At 65.3% G+C, this 21,169-nt stretch carries 14 protein-coding genes; 8 read left to right on the top strand and 6 right to left on the bottom strand.

Annotation, left to right across the window (positions count from 1 at the left end; genetic code table 11):
• Positions 1–65: 65 nt before the first annotated feature.
• Positions 66–986, bottom strand: coding sequence for a hypothetical protein (locus OTER_RS11015; protein WP_012374996.1), 921 nt, complete (start codon positions 984–986; stop codon positions 66–68).
• 44 nt (positions 987–1,030) lie between these two features.
• Here OTER_RS11015 and pnuC point away from each other — a divergent pair, with 44 nt between their 5' ends.
• The 4 genes from pnuC (at position 1,031) to chrA (ending at position 4,598) form a co-directional block, all read left to right on the top strand.
• Positions 1,031–1,717, top strand: a complete 687-nt coding sequence (pnuC, locus tag OTER_RS11010) for a nicotinamide riboside transporter PnuC (RefSeq protein ID WP_012374995.1) — start codon at positions 1,031–1,033, stop codon at positions 1,715–1,717.
• On the top strand, positions 1,714–2,727 hold the full coding sequence (locus tag OTER_RS11005; protein ID WP_012374994.1) for an AAA family ATPase: 1,014 nt from the start codon (positions 1,714–1,716) through the stop codon (positions 2,725–2,727). The genes pnuC and OTER_RS11005 overlap by 4 nt, the downstream gene beginning before the upstream one ends.
• A 192-nt stretch (positions 2,728–2,919) precedes the next feature.
• Positions 2,920–3,405, top strand: coding sequence for a DoxX family protein (locus OTER_RS11000; protein ID WP_012374993.1), 486 nt, complete (start codon positions 2,920–2,922; stop codon positions 3,403–3,405).
• Positions 3,402–4,598 carry a chromate efflux transporter gene (gene chrA, locus OTER_RS10995; RefSeq protein WP_012374992.1) on the top strand — a complete coding sequence of 399 codons (1,197 nt, stop codon included), beginning with the start codon at positions 3,402–3,404 and terminating at the stop codon, positions 4,596–4,598. The genes OTER_RS11000 and chrA overlap by 4 nt, the downstream gene beginning before the upstream one ends.
• Before the next feature lie 37 nt (positions 4,599–4,635).
• Here the strand turns inward: chrA and OTER_RS10990 are convergent, their stop codons facing one another.
• On the bottom strand, positions 4,636–4,965 hold the full coding sequence (locus tag OTER_RS10990) for a nuclear transport factor 2 family protein (protein ID WP_012374991.1): 330 nt from the start codon (positions 4,963–4,965) through the stop codon (positions 4,636–4,638).
• A gap of 176 nt (positions 4,966–5,141) precedes the next feature.
• Positions 5,142–5,978: an NAD(+) diphosphatase gene (gene nudC / locus OTER_RS10985; protein ID WP_012374990.1), complete on the bottom strand. Its 837-nt coding sequence runs from the start codon at positions 5,976–5,978 to the stop codon at positions 5,142–5,144.
• 144 nt (positions 5,979–6,122) lie between these two features.
• Between nudC and OTER_RS24100 the strand changes: the two genes are divergently transcribed.
• Both OTER_RS24100 and OTER_RS24095 read left to right on the top strand, forming a co-directional pair.
• Positions 6,123–6,908 carry a nucleotidyltransferase domain-containing protein gene (locus tag OTER_RS24100; RefSeq protein ID WP_012374989.1) on the top strand — a complete coding sequence of 262 codons (786 nt, stop codon included), beginning with the start codon at positions 6,123–6,125 and terminating at the stop codon, positions 6,906–6,908.
• Between the two features lie 310 nt (positions 6,909–7,218).
• Entirely contained in the window at positions 7,219–10,833 is a 3,615-nt protein-coding gene (locus OTER_RS24095; RefSeq protein ID WP_012374988.1) for a hybrid sensor histidine kinase/response regulator, read from the top strand.
• A gap of 122 nt (positions 10,834–10,955) precedes the next feature.
• Here the strand turns inward: OTER_RS24095 and OTER_RS10970 are convergent, their stop codons facing one another.
• The 3 genes from OTER_RS10970 to OTER_RS10960 all read right to left on the bottom strand — a co-directional run bounded on the left by OTER_RS10970 (position 10,956) and on the right by OTER_RS10960 (position 20,006).
• Positions 10,956–16,877 carry an RHS repeat-associated core domain-containing protein gene (locus OTER_RS10970; protein ID WP_158305415.1) on the bottom strand — a complete coding sequence of 1,974 codons (5,922 nt, stop codon included), beginning with the start codon at positions 16,875–16,877 and terminating at the stop codon, positions 10,956–10,958.
• A 445-nt stretch (positions 16,878–17,322) separates the two neighbouring features.
• Positions 17,323–18,807 (bottom strand): alginate export family protein, encoded by a 1,485-nt coding sequence (locus tag OTER_RS10965; RefSeq protein WP_012374986.1) that lies wholly within the window; start codon positions 18,805–18,807, stop codon positions 17,323–17,325.
• A 314-nt stretch (positions 18,808–19,121) separates the two neighbouring features.
• On the bottom strand, positions 19,122–20,006 hold the full coding sequence (locus OTER_RS10960) for a 2-dehydropantoate 2-reductase (RefSeq protein WP_012374985.1): 885 nt from the start codon (positions 20,004–20,006) through the stop codon (positions 19,122–19,124).
• A 178-nt stretch (positions 20,007–20,184) separates the two neighbouring features.
• Here OTER_RS10960 and OTER_RS10955 point away from each other — a divergent pair, with 178 nt between their 5' ends.
• Both OTER_RS10955 and OTER_RS10950 read left to right on the top strand, forming a co-directional pair.
• A complete protein-coding gene (locus OTER_RS10955) occupies positions 20,185–20,628 on the top strand; it encodes a hypothetical protein (RefSeq protein ID WP_012374984.1) in 444 nt (147 codons plus the stop codon).
• 125 nt (positions 20,629–20,753) lie between these two features.
• Positions 20,754–21,140 carry a PAS domain-containing protein gene (locus tag OTER_RS10950; protein WP_012374983.1) on the top strand — a complete coding sequence of 129 codons (387 nt, stop codon included), beginning with the start codon at positions 20,754–20,756 and terminating at the stop codon, positions 21,138–21,140.
• Positions 21,141–21,169: the final 29 nt, after the last annotated feature.

Below are 21,169 nucleotides of genomic sequence, written 5' to 3'. Positions count from 1 at the left end.
AAGTGGAAGAGTGTTATTTTTCATTTTGGGGTGATAGAGACGATCTCGACCTGCTCGAAGAGCCGTCACCGCTCCTTGCTGTCGGCGCGTTTTTCGCGCCGTTTGCGGACCTGCGCGGCCACGGCCTCCAGTCGAGATGCCTCATCCATCGGTGCGCCGCTTCCTCCGATGCTGAGGTGCTGACGAATCCCTGTCTTGGCGAGCAGCGGCAGCAAATCCCCCTCTCCGCGCTCAGTCGTCGTGAAGCGATACGACCGGACCAACGTCGACGCGAGTTCGACTGCGTTTCCAGCACCCGCGCTCAACAAGAACGCCTGTTCCACGCCAGACCGCTTATCAGCGAGCCGGACTTCGCTGAACTCCGGTCGATCTGAGATGATGATTCCGATGTCAGCACTTTCGAAGACTCGTAGCCGCGTGACGCCTCCGGTTTCGGGCAGCTTCAACGCGAGTAGAACGGTATCCGCTTGGGAGCGCTTCAGCCCGCGAAAAGGGACTGACCAAATGGAGAACGGCTGAGCGTAAAGCGCGCGCTTTCGAATTTCGAAAAGGGACGGTGTCGACCCCTCCATGAATCGGGCGTAGTCCTGTACGAACCGGTTCACTTCAGGATCGGTATTCGAGAGCGGCGGGCAGATCGTTAGTCCGGGTCGGCTTTCGGGATTACTGAGAACCGAGACGAAGAGCGAGTCGTCGTGCCGCACCAACTCGCCCACGAACCCGGCAGGCAGGTCGAATGTCGCGAACCCGAGATCAACGGACCGCACCGATTCCACTGCGACGAGCTCCAGTGGCGCTGGGATTAGGTCAACTCCCTGTGCTTTCATGACTGGCGACAGCCGGTGCTGCCAATACAGCCCAAATCCCAGGACGCTGACGGCAACGATCAGCAATGCGGCGAAAACGATTCGCATGCCGCGGTGTACCGGAACCAGCCGCCGCATCAAGATCGCTCCGAAGGGGCCTGTTCGCTTCGCTGCGCGCATTGTTGTATCGCCTCCGTTTCTATCGTGCGCAATCTGAAGCGGGAATGGCAGCGAGCATTTCCGCCGATCCGGTCCACGTGCGCATGTCACGAAACGAGTGGGTGGCCGTGTTGCTCGGCGCGTTGCTGGTCGTATGCGCGGCGCATCTCGGCTTCGGGGGAATCACTCCAACGGAAGGATGGGGTTTCGCGACGGGCGGCGTATGCGTCTGGTTGGTGGTCCGCCAGCACGTCTGGAACTGGCCTGTGGGGCTGGTAAACAACGTGTTTTTCGGAGTGCTTTTTTGGCGAACGCAGCTCTACGCGGACATGGGGCTGCAGGCCGTATACTTTGCGCTGGGCGTCTACGGTTGGGCCAACTGGCTCTATGGTGGCGTCAACCGGACTGAACTGCGGATCACGCGCACGTCACGCGGCGAGTGGCTGATGCTTGCATTGTTTGTCCCTGCGGGGACGTGGGCGCTTCGATTCGTCCTGATTGAAGTAAATGGCGCGGCGCCTTTCTGGGATGCACTCACAACCATGCTCAGCCTTGCCGCTCAATACCTGCTGTCCCGAAAGCGACTCGAGAATTGGGCGTTTTGGATCGCAGCAGACGTGATCTACGTCCCGCTCTACTTAAGTCGTGGGCTGGCGCTCACAGCCCTGCTCTATGCGGTCTTCCTCGGCATGTGCCTGGTTGGGGTTCGGGCTTGGTGGCGCTCTTTCCAGCAATATTGCGATCAGACATGAGATTCGGAACCGGAGTCGTCATCGGCAAATTCCTACCTCCCCATCGCGGGCACAGGCTGCTCATCGAGACTGCGATCGGCGCCTCAGAACAGGTGACGGTAATCGTGTGTGGCAAGCCCAGCGATCCGATCCCGGCCGAGCTTCGAGGTGTATGGCTGCAGGAGATCCATCCTACTGCACGCGTCATGGTCATCGACGATCGCTACGACGAGAACGACTCACAGGTTTGGGCGGAAAACACCATGCAGTGGCTCGGCCGTGCTCCGGATGCCGTGTTCACTTCCGAAAGCTATGGCGACCGGTACGCCGGATTCATGGGTTCCGTGCATGTCAACGTTGATCAAAGGCGTGAGCGCGTCCCCATCTCGGGCACGGCTGTGCGCAGCGACCCGTACGCGAACTGGGAATATCTAGAGCCACCGGTGCGCGGTTGGTTCGCCAAGCGTGTGTGCGTGCTGGGAGCAGAGTCGACGGGAACGACGACGCTCGCCTGCGATCTGGCAAGGGCCTTTCAAACCGAGTGGGTCGAGGAATACGGACGTGAATACTCCGTCACCAAGATGGCATCGGGCGAAGCATGGCGAACGGACGAGTTTCCGGTTATCGCTCGCGAGCAGACACGCCGGGAGGATGCCGCGGCACGCCGGGCGAATCGCGTGCTGATCTGCGACACGAACGCGTTTGCAACGGCACTCTGGCACCGCCGCTACGTCGGCGGAACGAACTCCGAACTCGACTCGATCGCCCAGCAGGTCCGCTGTGATCTCTACCTGCTCACCGGCGACGAGATTCCGTTCGTCCAGGACGGACTGCGTGACGGAGAGCACATTCGCCACCAGATGCACGGCTGGTTCGTGGAGGCGCTAGATCGCCAGTCGGTGCCTTGGCGCTTGGTTCAGGGCTCACAAGCGGAGAGGCTGCGCCAGGGACGCATTCAGATTTCGTCGCTGTTCACCGATTCGAGCTGGATGCCAGGTGCAGCCTTCCCGGGTACCGCTTGGAGGTTGTAAACACGTTAACTAGGTTGCGGCCCGCTTCAGCTCAGAGCTATCACACTTCTGCTCTCGTCAACGAGGCTCGGTCGGACGCATACAAAACGGCTCCCGCGTTTGCCAACAGAATGAGGTTCCGGATCCTGTTCGGCTCGCCCAAAGAGGTCCGGCCAAAATCACGCCAGCCGACAGCCGCGTAGCGTTCCCGCCATGTCTTCCCTCGCTCGAAAGATTCAGGCCACGATCCCGCTCCGCGCGGTGTTTCTCATCCGTCTCGCGGTCGGCGCGGTCTTCTTTTTCGAAGGCGTGCAGAAATTCATGTATCCCGCGGAGCTCGCCGCCGGCCGCTTCGCGAAAATCGGCATCCCTTGGCCGCAGTTTACGGGACCATTCGTCGGCGGCGTTGAAATCGTCTGCGGTGCGCTCATCGTCCTCGGCCTCGTCACCCGACTGGCAGCCGTTCCGCTGCTGATCAACATCTCGGTCGCCATCGTCTCGACGAAGCTTCCGATCCTGCTCGGCCACGGCTTCGCCGGATTCACGCTGGCCAAGCTCCCGCGTTACGGCTTTCTCAGCATGATGCACGAGGCGCGCACCGATTTCACGATGTGGCTGGGACTGCTGTTTCTCCTGCTCGTGGGCGCCGGGGGCTGGTCGATGGATGCCCAGCGTCGCGGGGCAAACCCGGACGGATGACCGACCGCGCGCCCCCATCGTCGCTCGCCGAGATCGCCGCCGTGTTCCTCAAGCTCGGGCTCACGTCGTTTGGTGGCCCGGTGGCGCATCTCGGTTATTTTCACGCGGAGCTCGTCCGTCGTCGCCGCTGGCTGGACGAGGCGGACTATGTGGACCTCGTCGCGCTCTGCAATTTCCTGCCTGGTCCCGCGAGCAGTCAGCTCGTCTTCGCGATCGGCATGCGCCGGGGCGGGCTCCTCGGCGCCTTCGCGGCTTCGCTGTGTTTCACTCTGCCTTCGGCGATTCTGCTCATCCTGTTCGCGTTCGGCGTGGCGAAAGTCGGCGACCTGCGCGCCGCCGGCTGGCTGCACGGACTCAAGCTCGCCGCCGTCGCGGTCGTCGCACAGGCGGTGTGGAATCTCGGCCGCAAACTCTGCCCGGACCGTGCGCGGATCACGCTCGCGCTCGTCGCGGCCGCCGCCGTCCTGATCCTGCCGAACGCCGCCATTCAGGTCGCCGTGATTGCCGGCGGCGCGCTGGCGGGTTGGTGGATCTATCGCCGTGACGTGAGGACCACCGCCGAGGCGACCACCGGAATCGCCCGGCATCACGCGTGGGCCGCGGCGACGCTCGCGACGTTCCTCGTCCTGCTGTTCCTGCTGCCCGCGGTTGCCGTCCAGACGCATTCGCAACCGCTCGCGGTCTTCGATAGCTTTTACCGCGCGGGCTCGCTCGTCTTCGGTGGCGGACACGTGGTGCTCCCGCTTTTGCGCGCGGAGGTCGTGCCGCCCGGCTGGATCACGGACGACGCGTTTCTCGCCGGCTACGGCGCCGCGCAGGCGGTGCCCGGACCGTTGTTCACGTTCTCGGCGTATCTGGGCGCCGTCATCTTTTCCGACGCCCATCCGTGGCTGGGTGGATTCTGGTGCCTCCTGGGAATCTTTCTCCCCGCGTGGATGCTGATCGGAGGCGCCCTGCCCTTCTGGCATTTGCTGCGGAGCAAGGCATGGACGCAGGCCGGCCTGCGCGGAGCAAACGCCGCAGTCGTCGGCGTCCTGCTCGCGGCGCTCTACAATCCCGTGTGGCTGCAAGGCGTGCACCACGCGCGCGATGTGGCGGCCGCGTTCGCCGCCTTCGCATTGCTCGAGATCTGGCGCGCGCCGCCGTGGCTGGTCGTCGTGCTCGCCGCCATGGCCGGCCAGTGGCTGCTCTGAATTCCCGCCTCAGCGCCGGCCGGCCGCGTCCGCTTCGTCACGGCACGATTCGCAGCGCCACGATCCGTTCGTCTTCGGTCGCGACGACGTAACGCCGCTCGCTCAGGCCGCCCGCGCGCTCACCATCAACGCTCACCGTCAGAATCGTTTCGCCGTCGGCTTCGGCAATCGCAGTCACCTCGATCCTCGGCGCTGAACGATCGCAGAGTTCCTCAAACCAGGCGCGAATGGCCGCGGGGCCGTGATGCCGCCGACCTTCGTCGCGGACGGTCGCATCGGGAGTGAAGCAGTCGACCAGTCCGTCGACATCGTGCGCGTTCCATGCCGCCAGCATCGCCGCAATCTCTGGGGAAAGTGTGAGCGTCATGCGCCCACTCTACTCCGTCTCCCGACAACCTTATGTCAGCAGACGAGCGAGATGACACGAGAGCCCAAAACCGGCGCACAGCCCTGGGTAAAGACTCGTCCGCTGGAACTGCGACGCTGTTGTCGCGATTCCCGCCTGCGAGGCGACGAGCGCGACGAGCAGGTTCGACAACGGGGCTACTCCTTCAGCCAAGCCTCAATCAACCGCCGCGCCACCGTCCCGGGCTGCGGGATCTGTGGCAGCGCGCTGCGCCGAAACCACCCCGCTTCCTCGATCTCCTTGCCGTCCGCGACGATTTCGCCGCCCACACGGCGGGCCCGAAATCCGATCATCAGCGAATTCGGAAACGCCCACGGCTGGCTCTCCACATAGCTCAGCCCGCCGATTTCAATTCCAACCTCTTCGCGTACCTCGCGGACGACCGCCTGTTCCAGCGTTTCGCCCGGGTCGACAAACCCCGCCAGCAGACTGAACATCCCCGCCGGAAAATTCCGGTTGTGCGCCAGCAGCAATTCCTCGCCCCGGGTGATCGCGACGATCACCGCCGGGGACACGACCGGGAAAAACAGCGCGCCGCAACGCGGGCACCGCCGCGCCGGTTCGTCGGTCGCGAGCTCCGTGGGCGTTCCGCACACGCCACAGAAACGATGCCGGCTCTGCCACCAGTATAGATGTCGCGCGCAACTCACCGCATGCCACTGGGCCGGCGTGAATACGCCCAGCAGCGCGCGGGTTTCGATCCATTCGCAGCCGGCCGGCGCCCGCAGCTCGGCGTTTTCCACCCCGAGCATCCAGCAGTTCCGTCCGTCGAGCTCTCCGATCTGCAAGGGCGCGACGGCCGCGCCCGGCCAGCCCGCGAGCGCGGCGTAGCCCGGCAGCAGCCGCGCATCTTCCGATCGCGGCCCGCTCGCGACCGCGGCCGCTCGCACGAGCAGCCGCTTGCCCTCGATCACGAGGCAGGGTTCGTCCGGCCCCGGCGTGGCTTGTCGCGCGTGGTGGTAGATGAACGCCATGGTCGTACTCAACAAAGAGGAATATCCGCGCGCAACGAGCTAGTGTAAGACTCACGCGCAGATCGTCGCCGCGCGCCCGGGCCACAGATTCGACCACGCACACGCCTCGCATCGAGCGCGGCCGTTCCCCGCCTCACCCCCGCCATGCTGCCCCACCACGCAGAAACCATTCGTCGCACGACCGAACACTTCGCCGCCGATCCCGCGGTCGTCGGACTCCTTCTCGGCGGCTCCCTCGCTCACGGCTTCGCCAACGCCGACTCCGACGTCGATGTCATGATCGTCGTTTCCGACGAGGATCACCGCGAGCGGACGCGCACCGGCCGCACGTGCTTCTTCAGTCGCGAGCTGTGCACGTATGCCGCCGGCTATGTCGACGGCAAATACACCTCCCTCGCCTTCCTCGAGCAGGTGCGCGACAAGGGCAGCGAGCCTGCGCGCTTCGCGTTCAAGGACGCGCAGGTGCTCTTCTCGCGCAGCCCCACCCTCGCCCCGCTCCTCGCGGAGGCCGCGCGCTATCCCACCGCCGACAAAGCATCGCGGCTCTGGCGATTTCAGGCGCAATTCGAGGCGTGGTTCTGGTTCACCGGTGAAGCGCTCAAGCGACAGAACCTGCCGCTGCTGCGCACCGCCGTTTCGAAGCTCACGCTCTTCGGCGGCCGGATCGTGCTCGCGCACAACGAACTCCTCTACCCGTTTCACAAATGGTTTCTCCGCGTGCTCGAGAGCGCGCCGGAAAAACCCGCCGGCCTCCTCGCCCAGATCGAACGGCTTGCCGCCGATCCGACCGCGGCGGCCATCGAGGAATTCGCCCGCAGCATCCGCGAATTCCGCCCGTGGGAGATCAGCCACGCCACCTGGCCCGCGCAGTTCATGGAAGACAGCGAGGTGAACTGGCTCCGCCAGCCCGCGCCGGTGGACGATCTCTGAGCAGCGCATCCAAACGTGGCACGGGCCTCTTGCCCGTGGACGGCGCTCCGACCCGCAATCATGGGCGAGACGCCCATGCCACGCATCGGACAGGACGCCCGCGCGCCACCCCGCCACCCACACCACCTCGCGTCCCTCAAGCGCTGATTGCCGCGCGGCGACGCGCCCTCCACCGGCAGTACCGCAACCGCGAGGTGGCCCGCCAGGAATGGCCGCAACCACTTGCCGCAACGGCACCTTGGGTTTGGTCAATCTATGACAGAACGTGATCGACGCGAGCCATGCCCGCCCCCCATGCTCGGCCCGCTCGATGAATAGGCGTCCCGGTCCACGGCAACAAATCTTCCGCTCGTTTCGCCTTCCCCTCTCGATCCTGCCCGCGCTCGCCGTGCTGTTCGCCGCAGCCCCGCTGCTCCGCGCCGCGGACACGACCGGCGCCGCCGGCTCGGTGACCGGCCTGCCGGTCATGCGGCACTACCCGTTCGCGGAAATCGGCGAAGTGTCGCCCGGCGTGCAGCTCGGCACGGATGTCTTCGGACGGCTGCTCTTGTTTCAGGAACGCACCTGCCTCGTGTTCGACGACAAGAACTGGAGCGCGCTGCGGGTCGAATCGGACGCCGGCATCATCGTCACCTGCCTGAGCCGCGCTCCCGACGGGCGGACTTACTACGGTGGTCCGGGCTCGTGGGGTCTGCTCGAGCAAACCGAGGCCGGCACGCTGCTGCTGCATTCGCTGAAACCCACCACCGCGCCGGCATGGGCGTCGAACAACCAGATTTCCTTCATCGCCGCCACGATCCACGGCGCGTATTTCGCGAACGACTCAGGTGTCATTCACCACGACCTCGCGACGGGACGCGAACGGTACTTTCCGATCCCCGAGCTCGCGACGCTGTTCGTCGTCGGCGAGACCGCCTTCGCCGGTTCGTTCAGCCACGGCATCATCCGCCTCGATCCCGAGCACGGCGCGGTGCTCCTCGCGACCGAAGGCGCACCGGCGATTCGCTTCGACTTCACCGTGCCGTGGGAAGACGGCCACATGCTTGGTCACGCCTTGGAGGGACAGTTCTGGCGCTTCGACGGCACGCGCTTCACGCCATGGCCCACGGACATCGACGCACTGCTCGCCGCGGGCGTGACCAAGATGCTGCCGCTGGCCGACGGCCAGCTGGCGGTGCTCGTGAAGGGCCGCGGCTTGTTTCTGCTCGATCGCGACGGGCACGCGGTGCTCTCGCTCCCCGGCGGCGATTTCACCGGTCTCACGGACGTGTGCGCGACCGGGCCGGGTGTGCTGTGGGCCGCGGGAGCGAGCGGCATCACGAAGATCCTGACGCGGGCGCCGCTGCAGATTTTCGATCACCGGCTCGGACTCTTCCTCTCCTGGCCGAGCGTGGTGCAGCATCGCGGCCAGCTGTTCGTCTACTCCACGGGTCGTCTGTTTGGATCCGTGCCGCAGGGCCCGGCCGAACCCACCGCGTTTCGCGAGGTGCCCCTGGGCCTCGCGGAGGGCGTCTGGGGCCTGCTTTCGACGGAGCACGGGCTGCTGATCGCCAATGGTGGCGGAGTATTCCATCGCGATGACCGCGACCAGATCACGCGCGTGCTCGACCGCTTCAACGTCAAACGGCTCGCGCGCCTCACCGCGGACGTCTGCGTCGCCATCGGCGAAAACGAAATCGCCGCGATCGGCTGGAACGGCACCTCCTGGCAACCGCTGGGCGAAACGGTTCCCGGCATCGGGTTCCCCTCGCATATCGTCGAGGTCGCACCCGGCGCCGTATGGGTCGAGCTCGGCATCGACCGCGTGGCGCGCATCGCCTGGCGCGGCGGCAAACTGATCCGCCAGGTTTTCAACTCGCTGCCCTGGCAATCCACCACGCCTTCGTGGCTCGGCGTCGGCGCAATCGGTTCCGTCGCCGTCATCAGCCGCAGCTCGACCGACCGGCTGTATTTTGACGAACAACGCGACAGGTTCATCGACGCACCGGAGCTCGACCAGTTGCTCTCACTCGCCCCGGGCGGCACCTGGCGCCCGCGCCAAACCGCCGACGGGACGATCTGGCTGCCGCACCCGCATGGCCTGCTCCGCGTCGCCACGGATCACGGCGGCAAGGTCACCCGCATCGAGTCGCTGGCCGCCATTCGGGAACGCTTCCCGGCGCTGCAGCTCGCCGGTCCCAACGAGGTCTGGATCGTCGGCCAGCGACGGCTCGCCCGGATCGTGCCACCGCGCGCCACGGCTCCGGCCGCTCCGCGCGCGCCCCTCGTGGTCGCGGTAACGGATGCTCGTACCGGCCTGTCGCTCTACAACGTGCTGCATCCCGACCCCACCGTATTGCAGCAGCTCCGGTACGCCAACAACAGCCTCAACGTCCAGTGCTTCGTCGGCACCTTCGCCCATCTGCGTTCACCGGATTTTCAATACAGGTTTGACGATGACGCGAGCAGTTGGTCGACGCCCTCGCCGGACTCGACCATTCGACTGACGAATCTGCATGAGGGGAAGTACCGGCTGCTCATCCGGCTGATCGACACCGCCGGCCCGGTCGGCAACGAGACCGAGCTCCGCTTCGCCGTCGCGCCGCCGTTCTACCGCACGTTTTTCGCCTATCTGGCTTACGGTCTGGCGGGACTCGGACTGGTGGTCGGCGGCAATCGCTGGCTCCTGCGGCGCACGCGCCAGCGCAACCTCGAGCTCAAGGGATTGGTGCACGCCCGTACGCGCGAGCTCGAGGCAGCCATCGCGAAGGCGCAGCAGGCCGCCAAGGCGAAAAATCAATTCCTCGCCAACATGTCGCACGAGATCCGCACGCCGATGAACGGCGTGATCGGCATGAGCAATCTCCTCGTCGACACCCCGCTCGGTCCCGAGCAACAGGAATACGCGCAGGCCATCCGCCACAGCGCCGAGGCGCTGCTCGCGATCATCAACGACATCCTCGACGTGTCGAAGCTCGAGGCGGGCAAGCTGCAGCTTGTGCCCACCGAGTTCCGGCTCGATCAGCTGGTGGAAGACGCGGTGAGCCTCCTCCGCCCAAGCGCCACCGCCAAGGGCCTCCGCCTGAAAGCCGAGTTGTCGCCCGAGTTGCCGCCCACGCTGCTGGGCGATGCGAACCGGGTGCGCCAGGTGTTGCTCAACCTCATCGGCAACGCCGTCAAGTTCACCGAGCACGGCGGGGTGTTCGTGCGGGTGGCGCCCGAACCCGGCGCAACCGCGCACGATTCCGGCCCGGTGTCCGTGCGGATCGAGGTGGCGGATACTGGCATCGGCGTGCCGCCCGAAGCGGCCGAGCGGCTCTTCCAGCCGTTCACGCAGGCCGACGAGTCCATGACGCGCCGCTACGGCGGCACCGGACTTGGGCTCGCGATCTCGCGCCAGCTCGTCGAGCTGATGGGCGGCCAGATCGGTGTGCGCAGTCCCGAAACCGGCGGTTCGGTCTTCTGGTGCGTCATTGCCTTCGAGCGTGCCGCCATCCCGCGAACGACGCCCGCCGCACCGGCGCCAGCACCTGGTGCCGCAGCCGCCGATGCCGCCGTGCTGAGTCGGCTCGCCGTGCTCGTGGCCGAGGACAATCCCGTCAACCAGCGGCTGGTCGGCGCGCAGCTCAAGCGGCTCGGCTGCTCGGCGGACTGCGTCGCCAACGGACTCCTCGTACTCCAGGCGTTGCAGCAAAAGCGGTACGACGTCGTGTTGATGGATTGCCAGATGCCGGAACTCGACGGCTACGACACCGCGCGCCGGATTCGAGCGACGCACTCTCGGCGCGTTCCAATCATCGCCATGACGGCGCACGCGATGCAGGGCGAGCGCGAGAAATGCCTCGACGCGGGCATGGACGACTACCTCGCGAAGCCGGTCCGGCTGCCAGATCTGACGCAGGCGCTCGTGCGCGCCGCCAACGGCGGCGCGTCGGCAGCGGCGTGACGCGAACGACAGGGACGTGATCGTGCCGCGAACGGCCCGCCCGTAGTCCGGACGTGCGACTATCCGGGAGTGTGGGCGTCATGATCCGATTGCGTCTCGTAGACCGAGCTGGCCGGTTCCCGTCATGGGAGTTCGTAGACTTCAACGAGGGCGACGCCCGTCGTGTTGCCCACGCCGCTGACGTGCACCGTGTAGGCGCCGGCAGGCAAGGTTACCAACACCGCGGCGTCCTTGCTGGAGCCATCCAGCGAGGACGCGCCTGTTGAGCCAAACGCGGTGCGCAGCACCGTGGTTCCGCCCCAGTTGTCGTTCTGTTCAAGCGGGGTAGCGACACCCTGCCGGTAGAGCACGAGTTGCGGGTCGTTGAGCACTCCCTCCACTCCAAGCTCCGCTAGGGTCGGACCAATGCCACGGATGAGCAGCGGTCTGCTCCCATCGCCAACGATCACGAAGCCCGCGATGAGGATCTGATCACCGGTTCCCACCCGGGTTCGCGCTGAAGCGTTGACGAGCCGGGCGGCGCTGGTGGTTACGGCGGCGTCGTAGACTTCTGTGAGTGCCACCCCGGTTGTCGTCGATTTGCCTGTAACGTGAACCGTGTAGACGCCACTCGCCAATGTAGGCATCACCACGGCATCGCGGCTATCGTCCGGCAGGGCAAAGGCCCCCAGCTTTAGCGTCGTGGCTGCGATGACAGAGCCATTGGCGGTGCTGCCCCAGTCGTCGTTGGAATCGATCACCGCACCAGTGCCGGAATAGAGCGTGAGAATCGGATCGGCGAGAGGCCCCTGCACGTCCTGCCCGCCGAGCGACGGTCCGACGCCACGCACGAGCAGCGACTTGTTGGCGCCGCCACTCACGACAAATCCGACGATCAGGGTATCGCTGCCGAGGCCGGCCGCAGATCGAATCGAGAAATTGACGAGCTGGCTCAACGCCGCGGGACGAACTTCGCTCGAGGGATTGCCGAGATTGCCCGCCGCATCCCGCGCCTGGCCAAAAAACCGGTAGGTCCGGCCAGCCATCGCGTCGAAAGCGGCCGAAGACGCGGTAGCACTGACCTGCCACAGCATCCAAGGGCCGTCGTCGATCGACATGTAGATGTCGAAACCGGCCACGCCAGCACCTGAGTCGTTGCCCGACCAGCCCACCGTATGGCGGTTTGGCGAGCCGGCGATGGGCCGGACGACCACGTCGCAAGTCGGCGCATCGGCGTCGATCGTCAGCAACGCCTCCTTGGTGGGATCGGTTCCCCGGCTGGCATCGTGGGGATCACGCTGGTTTGTGGCGATGGTGGGCTGACCGTCAAAGGAGATCAGCGCGACATTGCGAATGGCGGTGCCGGTGGAAAGTCCGTGCCTTGGCGCGATCGTGTAGGAGAGGTGACCCTGTCCGCGGCCCGTGCCGTTTTCCGGCGGCAGGAATCCGATGTTCACGGGTGGTGGCAAACCTGTCCGCGGATCGACCGATCGGAAGGTCGCGGACAGCGCACCTGATGCGGGGTTGAGCGTGACCTCGATCTGCACGTCGAAATCGACGCCATCGTAGGTGACGTGCTCGGTGTGCTCGAAACTCCGGCTCCCGGCCGGAACGACGATCCACGAATCGCCAAAGCCGATTTCGGACAACTGGAAAGTCGCCCAGTCCAGATCGCGGCTGAGTTGATCGGTGATGACAACCTGCTGCGCCGGACTGGTCGCGTGGGCGTCGTTCTCGAAGTCGATCCGATAGCCAAACGCCCCGCTCGGAGAAACGTAGTTGGGTTCGCCAAATCCCGTCGGTCCCGTCTTGGCGTTGGGATCCTGCGAGAATGCGACATACGTTCCTTCAGAAACCAGTATTTGGTACGGCGGAACCGGAGGATTCGACGTTTGAATCGACGTCATGTACGACGGCGGATTGATGGCTCGAGCGATCCAGTCCAGCATCGCGTTTCCGACCGTTTGGTTGATGGCCGCAATGCCGTACAGCGTTTCGTTAGAAAGCTGCGCCAGATCGCGACCATTTTTCAGCCCAAATCCCGCCAGTCCGCCTATGTCGGTAACAGGGCCGGGCACACCCTCGGGCAATTGTTCAACAATGGACACAACGGGAGCAATCCGCGGCCAATAGACGAACGCTCGGGATGCGACGTAATAGGCAATGACTCCAACGCCCAGTTGCACGGCAATCGGGACAAATTTCCCTGATGGATCATCAACTCCGATTGGATCGTTCATCGTGTAGGCGTACAGATTCAATCCACCGGCTAGACCGATCGGATCCGCTTGGATGAATCGCCCACACTGTCCGCTGTAAAATCTCGCGCGCATGAAGCCCAATCCGCTGGACTCGCTCATCACCCCAACCTGCCCGACAAACTGAAACGGATTCGGGAGCGTCTCCGTTCTCCCAATCAACCCACCGAATGGTGCATAGGTGTACCGGTTCGCCACTTCGCCTGCGGCCGTGACGACCTGCTGCACGCTGCCGAGCGCGTCGAATGCGTAGTAGGCTTCGATGCCCGCCGGATCAGCGCGCGCCAGCAGCCCAAACCCATGGTCGTAGCGGGCGATCAGTTCGCCCGCCGCGTCGTACTCGCCGACGACGTTGCCGAGCCCGATCGGGTCGAGCACGAACCGGGTCGTAACGCCATTCTCCGAACTCGTCACGCGCCCGCCAAACGCGTCGTACCCGTAACTCCACGTGTCGGTCCCCCTGCGCACAGCCACAAGCCGGTTTTCGTCGTCGTAGGTGTAGGTCGTGGTGGTTTCAGCCGTGGCTTCCTGCACCAGGTTGCCATCCGCGTCGAAGCGATAGGTCGTGTCGCCCGTGCGCACATATTGGTTCAGATTGTTGCTGGAGTATTCGGTGGTGACGCCGTTTTCGACCGTCCGGATGCGATTGCCAAGCGCATCGTAGACATACGCTAGATCTTGGTTCGGAACCACGGCCGGATTGGTAGAAGCGAACGCCGCGCGAGTGAGCTGGCCCAACGCATCGTAGTCGTAGGTCCAACGGCCCTCGAGCGTCTCCATCGCCGTGCGACGGCCCCGATCGTTGTAGGCGTAGGCGAAGCGTGAAAGCGTGCCGCCGCTGGCGAGTGCGTTGGTTAGGACCAGCAACTGCCCGGCGGTGTCGTAGGCGTACGTCGCGGTCAGCCCGTTGGCGAGCGTCTTGCCAGCCAGGCGTCCCGCCGCGTCAAAGGTGTAGTGCACAATCCTCCGGCCTTGCTCGTCCGTCAGTTGCTCCAACCGGCCGGCCGCGTCGTAACCATAGTTCAACCGATGTCCGAGTTGATCGAGACTCGTCGCGCGGCGGCCCGCAGCGTCGTAGGTGAACTGCAGCCATGGCCCCGTCGGATAGGTGATCCGGGTCAACCAATCCCGGGCATCGTAGTCGAATCGCGTGGTGCCGGTGGCATCTGTGGTCGACGTGAGATTGCCCCGGACGTCGTAGTCGAAAGTCGTCCGACTCTCGCCGGCCAACGTTTTTGTCGTAAGCCGCCCGTCGTTGTCGCGGGCGTAGGCGATCGTCCGTCCGCGACGGTTGGTCCAGCCGCTGGCGTTGCCGTTCGCATCGTATGTCCAGCGTTCAACGCTGCCGTCCGCATAGGTGATCGACTGGAGATCGCCTTCGGTCGTGTACGTGTACCGCGTGAGATTGGCCTTGGCATCGGTGACGGATGCCAGCCGGTTGAAGGCGCCAGCATGAGCAAAGCGCGTCGTCGCTCCGAGCGGATCCGCCGCTTCGATCACATTGCCTTTCGAATCGTAGGTGTAGCGGTAGCTGCCGCCCGCCGGATCGGTCAGCTCCACGAGATTATGTTCGTCATCAAACGTCATCTGCACGGGGTGTCCGAGGGCATCCTCGGTTCTCGCGAGCAATCCCCGGTAGTCGAAAAAGTGCCGGGTCGCGTGACCGAGCGCATCGGTCACCGTGACCCTGCCGGCACTGTCGTAGGCAAAGCCAAGCGCTTCGGCGCCGCTGGAGAGGCTGGTGCCGGCAAGCCGGCCGGCCGCATCGTAGCTGACGCTCTTATGGGTGCCACCGGATTCGTTGATCTGCGTCAGAGCGTGTTCGCCGGGTGCGCCAGCAATCGTATTGTACTCGTAACCGATCTCCTGGCCACTGGCGTAGCGAACGCCCGTGAGGTGCTGCGCGGTGTCATAGCTGTAGGCCGTCGTCCGTCCAATGGGGTCGGTGATCGAGCGGATCAGCCCGCCATCGTGGATGATGTCGAGCCCGCGGCCGTTGGAGTGCTCCAGCCGCGTGAGCAGATCACCAGTCCAGCGGGCCGTGATCCGATTGCCGTTCGGAACTGCCACGTAATCCAGTCGGCCGTCGGACCGAAACGCCCGCACCAATCCATCGGTTTCGCTCAACGTAAATCCGCCTCCTGGGAGCGCAGCGAGCACGCCGTGATCACCCGGCTGGGTGAAGTATCTGGTGCCGGCGCGACTGTCGGGATGGAACATGCGGCGCGAACCGGCCGGACCGAGGATGGTGACAGTGCCGTCACCCGCCCGCTGCGCGGAGTATTGCCAGTTGTGCGTCCAGCCCCGCCCGAACGCTCCCACCTCGAAGCGGGGAGAGATTGCCGCGCCAAAGCTGCGCGCAAAGACCAGATCCAATCCCGGCCCTGCCGCCTGGGCATCGCTGGCGGCGGCAAGGACCCGAACCGGTCCCAACCCATCAGCCTGCAGCAGCTCGAACCCGAGCAACTGATTCACGTCAACCACGCGGCGGCCGATACGGCCCAGAAACGCCGCATTATCGTTCAGCATGGTCACGTACTCGCCCCAGGTATGTCCGGCGCCTGCGACGAAATTCGTCCAGACCGCCTCCCACCCCGCATCGCTCATCGACGCCGGGCGCAGGCGGCCTTTGAGCGTGGACCAATCAATCGGATCTTCGCTGTCGGCGGTCAGTGCTCCCACCTCGAACTCGAGCTGACTGTCGCCGAAATTCCAGGGCTGTTGCAGCCCGGCATAATACACGGGAACGCGGACCGACTCACCCGGCGCCAGGACGCCCGGGGCGGCGCCGCTGGCGAGAATCTGCACCGTGTCCGCAAATCCTTCCACCGCGACCGAACTCCAGAAACCCGCCACGACGCGAGCCGGATCGAGCGTCAGCAACGCCCGGTCGGCGCTGCGCACCAGCAAGAGCGGAGCCGGTATCGCGACCGTACTGTTGTTGGTGCACTCCACGTACAGGGTCGCCGTCACATGCCGGCCCAGCGCGTTTGGAACAATCAGCTTTGCCTCCAGCGGCTTTTTTTGTGCCGGTGCGCGGGCGCCGCCGATGACGTATTCGATGATTCCCGGCGTCCGTCCGCCCGGAAGGTCATTCCACTGCCCCAACCCGGAAATCCCCTGGTTCGTGTTCCAGTTCATCATCGCGAACGCCTCGCCCGCATTGGCGTTGTTCGGTTCGCCGGACGCCCAGTTGCCGTAGGTCGCCGGTTCCCCGTTGGACCATCGACTCCAGTCACCTTCGGCCGCCTGGTCGGAGAGCCCAATCCAGTACGACGGCTCGGCGCCGAAATTCCGCAGCAGGAAATCCTGCTCGGCCTGACTGTTGATCGCCACCAGGTGCCCGCCGCGTGACTTCGCCCAGTTCTCCGCCTCGTTCCATTCCATTCCTTGCGGCGTCACGTCATAGGCATGTCCGTTGAAGAAACGTTCTATTCCGGAGATGATCGCCGGATTCGAAAGGGCGCTGCCGATTGCATTGCTGACGACCACCGTATAGCTGCCGAGGTCTGCCGCCTGCACATTGTTCAAGGCAAGGGCGGAGCCCGTCGCGTTCGTGATGTCGACGCCATTCCTCTTCCACTGGTAACTCAGCGGGGCCGCGCCGGATGCCACCACCGTAAGCGAAATGTTGATCCCAGCGGTGACGGTCTGGGATTGCGGGTGCCAGATAATGGCCGGAAAACCCTCGGGAAGGTCCACCGCCGCCCTACACACGTTTGCCAGATTCAGCACCCCCATCGCGAGGACGATCCTGACAAAGGCCCCATGATGGATCCAACTGTCTCGTTTTGTATTCGTACTCATGGTCTCCAAAAAGTGTCTCGGCCGCAGCGCGGGTGCATCACGGTTGCCACAGCTACCAGGAGCGGACGGAAGGTCGAGGAACCGGATCATAGGCAGCATGACTGTGGTCCGAAGCGACCTTCGAGATCCGCCACACCTTACGCTCCTCGAAGGCAGACAGCGTCTGGCGCGGAGGACAGGTTACCAGTTTGTTTCTGGGTCTTGGCCGTGATTACGGCGGGCTGGCACAAGCCACACCCGTTCACAAGACGCTTCATGCCACCCGTATCCAATCGCATATTCCACGTAATATTACGCGGTCCGAGCTGAGCGCATACGCACACCACCCAACGCGCCTGCCCCGGCGGGGACACCGACGCAGGCCCGGGCCTGCGCCTATGCTGGCGCTTATCTAGCGCAATTGTCGATCGCCTCGAATGGCACGAAGCGCCGGGATGGCGCTGGCCTAGAAAGCGACCATCAACTCCGCGCGCAGGAACGTAAGCGCCCCGCGATGCGTGTAGAAATTGCCCTGCCAGACCCGCTCGGCCCAGAGGTGGCCGCTGAGGTGCGCGTTGAATGGGTGCTTCAACACCGCTTGCACGTAGTGGCCGCGGAAATTCCCGGCGCGGCTGAACAGCGCCGGTGTCACGGCGCGAGTCGGCACTTGCTCGAGCGCGAACAGCGCGTTCCACGCGAGGCTCACCGACGTGCCCTTGCCCGGCTTGCAGCTCCAGCCTCCGCCGAGCCGGCCGAGGTTGTTCATCTGGGCTACCCGACCGCCGGTTTCCTGGATGACCGAGTAGATATACAACTCGCTCCACAACGGCCAGCGGCCCCACAACACATCGAACATTTCGTCCCGCTCGGCCGTGGAGGGATCGTCACCGGACAGGATTTCACCGGTGAGATTCAGCTGCTGGTTCAGCGCATCCCGGAGCGAATAAGTCAGCCGCGCCTTGCCGCCCCAGGCGCGCACGTCGCGCTCGGCGAACCGGCCCGCGATGCGATCCTCCTTCGTGCCGAACTGCAGTGCGCCCTCGAGCGAATACTGCAGTTTCGGCGCGATCGTACCGGTCACCTTGCCGCCAAAGGTGTAGAGATCGGCGTTGTCGCCGGACAGCTTCGTCGCGCCGCCGACCGTCACCGTCTGCTGCCGGTCGTGCTTCATCAGGAAATAGCCGTCGATCTGCGTCGCCGGCAGCGATTTGTTCGAGACGTAAAGAATCACGCCGGTCTCGCGTTGGTCCGTGAGCGGGTAACATTCCGAGGAGCCGATCGTCGGCAGCCACTCGTCCGGCTGCGTGGCTTGGATCAACGCGATCAGGTCGAACTTCGTCGTGATCGATTTCGCCTCCACGCTCAGCCTCGCCGCGTCGAAAAACGTCGTCCACGAACCTTCGTTCGGCGTGCCGTCCATCACGAGCCACCAATCCAGCGGATCGCCCAGCATGATGTCCTGCCGGCCGAGCGTGAATGTGCCGGCGCCGCCGAACAGATGAGTCCACTTCGCCGCCAAATTATCGAAGATCGCGTACCTTTCCTCGAAGCCGGTGCACGCCTTGAACGCGCCGACGAAGGCCGGTTCCTGCCACTGCCGCGCCTCGCCCGCCAGCCGCATGTTCAGGCTGAAGTCGGTCACCGGTTTGATCGTGGCCGCCACCCGCCACCGAAAGCGAAACAGGTCCTGCTCGTGCAGGCTCGTCGGCGCGAGCGTGACGATGTTGTGGTAGTATTCGTTCCGCGCGCGGAAGTCCGCGCCCCACGAGAACCACGGCGCCGGATTCTTCAGCTGCTGCAGCCGATCGGACGCAGCCGCGGACGGGGTCGCGGCGGCTGCGCGCTCGCGGGAGCTGGCCGGCGGCGCGACGGGTTGCGCGCGCGCCGTGAGGATCGGCGGCAGAAGAAGCGCGGCGAGCAGGGTCGGCGCCAAGGAGAATCGAAAGGTCACAGGCAGAGGAAGCGTGGAGACACTGCCGCTGCCTTCGACTCGGGGAGCCGCCGCGGCCGCAGTTGCCCTCGGTTGTGCCGGGCCCCTCCGACCGCACTCAACCAAGATCCGCCGCACGCCCGCAGGGATTAGCCGCACGCGCGAACCGCATCAGCGGCGCTGTCGCGCGGAAGCGCCCGTTCACCCCCGTGCGCCGCCGTTGCTTGCGCCACCGACAAGGTGAATACGGCTGTCACGCCTGGAGCCGCGACGCCCCATCGCCGAATCGACTGGCCCGTCCCCCCTGGCCGCCGCGCCTCCGCCGCGTGATCCAGCTATACCTTCGCCGGGGACGCGATCGCGTTCAGCAGCGTGACCACCGTTTCGTTCACCGGCGTGCTGATTCTCTGCTGTCGCCCGAACCGCACAATCACGCCGTTGCGCGCATCAATCTCCATCGGCCGGCCTGCCAGCCGGTCCGCGTGCAGTGAATTGATCGCGTCGGGCGGCGCACTTCGGTAACTGGCGATGACGGTCTCGGTCAGCGCATCGTCGAGCGTGGCCCCCTCGCGGCGCCCCACGAGTATTGCCTCACGCACGATCGCGCGCATCAGGTTCGCGACCGCCTCGTCGTGCGCGATTCGCGCCGGCTGCAGTGTCAACGCGTTCACCGCGCCCGCCGCATTGAGACAGAGTTTGCGCCACGCGACGCTGCGCCAGTCGCTCGTCGTCAGCCCCTCGAGCGGCGTGCCTGCAAAGAGCGCCACGAACGCGCGGCCCACCTCCGAGTCTGGCACGGTCATCCGCCCCGGCCCGCGCTGCCGCACGCGACCAGGGGCGATGCGCTCCGCCGGACAATCGACCACCACCGGCAGAAGCATCCCGGGAGCCACGATCCCCGCGAAACGCGCGAGGTGTTCCACGCCGTTCTGAAGAATCGCCACGTGCGTCCGCGGGCCCGTTAGGCGGCGCAACCACTCCGCTGCGCCCGCGGTGTCATAGGTCTTCGTCGCGACGAGCACCCAGTCGACGACGGGGGCGTCCGCCGGCACCGTCAACACGGTTGGGCGTGATTCGAGCACGCCGTCGGGCGTTTCGAGTGTCACCGTCTCGAACGGCGTCCGCGCACACGCGAATACGCGATGGGCCGGCGATCGGCCCAGCCAGCCGAGCATCGTGCAGCCGATCGCGCCAGGACCGATGATTGCGAGGTGAGCCATGTGACCGCGGCAAGGATCGCCGCACCGAAATCAGAGCGCACGCTTCCTGTCCGTCAATCCCCGCCCGCGTCCTCCCGCGGCCGCCCTCGGTTTGTTATCTGCGGCATAAGCCGGAACCGTGCGGCGGGTCGGACGTCGTGCTCGGCGCGACACCGCATCCATCGTCGCGCCACTCCCCATGGACACCTACATTCCCCTGATCAGTTCCGGCACCGCCGGCCCGCTCGGCGTGCTCCACCTGCCTCGTTTCTGGCTCAAGGCCTCGCTCGAAGCGCGCGGCCGGCTCGATTCCCGCTATCCCGGTTGCGGCAAAGGCTTCGACCAAATGACCCTCAACGACCTCGGCCTCGATCGTGCGGCCACCCTGGCGTTCATCCGCGACTCGCGGCCCACGTATCCGCAATTCGAGGCCTGGGTGAAGCGACAGCCCGGCGTCAAGCTCGATGCCGCCTCCATCGAGAAGCACAACGCCGCGGTGCGCGGCTACATTCACGACGACGAGACGCGCCGCGGGGTGTTGAAAAACAACGGGCTCCCCGATGACGACACCGCCGTGAAAGACGCGATCCGCCTGAACGATCTCGACAGCTGGCAGGAATTTCACGAGGCGGTGCTGAAATAGCGCCGTGCTCGACCCGCGCGAGGCCGGGGCCAGTCTCACGCCAGCGCATCAGCGGGGTTTGACTGCAGCGAAATTTCCTTCACGTGTGTGCCCGTGCGCGGCGAAATTGTCGCGCTCGCTGCCCTGTGAACGAATCCGCTCCTCTTTCCTCCCCCCCGCGACTCGGCGCCATCGCCGAGGCGGACCTCTGTGCCGCCGTCGTGCTCGATGCGACCGGGAAGATCGTCGCCGTCAACCAATCGGCACGGCAGCTCTGGTCCGCCTCGGATCGCTCACTGATCGGGCGGCCGTTCGCGCAGCTGTTCGTGCTCGATGCGGCGCCGGAAGCGGCGGACGCAGCGGTGGCGCGCTGGCGCATCCTCAGCGCCGAGACGCTGGACCGCACGACGGTTTTGACGGCGTTGCCGTTGACCGGAGCCAAGCGCGAGGTGCGGGTGCGGCTCGAGCGCGCCGTCGGCGGCGCCGGCTCCTATCTCGCCACCGTGCAGATCGCGCCCGCGACTCAAGTCTGAACCTCCCGAGCGCATGGCCGTAGGCCCGT

Source organism: Opitutus terrae PB90-1, assembly GCF_000019965.1.
GTDB lineage: Bacteria > Verrucomicrobiota > Verrucomicrobiia > Opitutales > Opitutaceae > Opitutus > Opitutus terrae.
The sequence above is the reverse complement of the archived record's forward strand: the minus strand, read 5'-3'. Positions and strand labels throughout refer to the sequence as shown.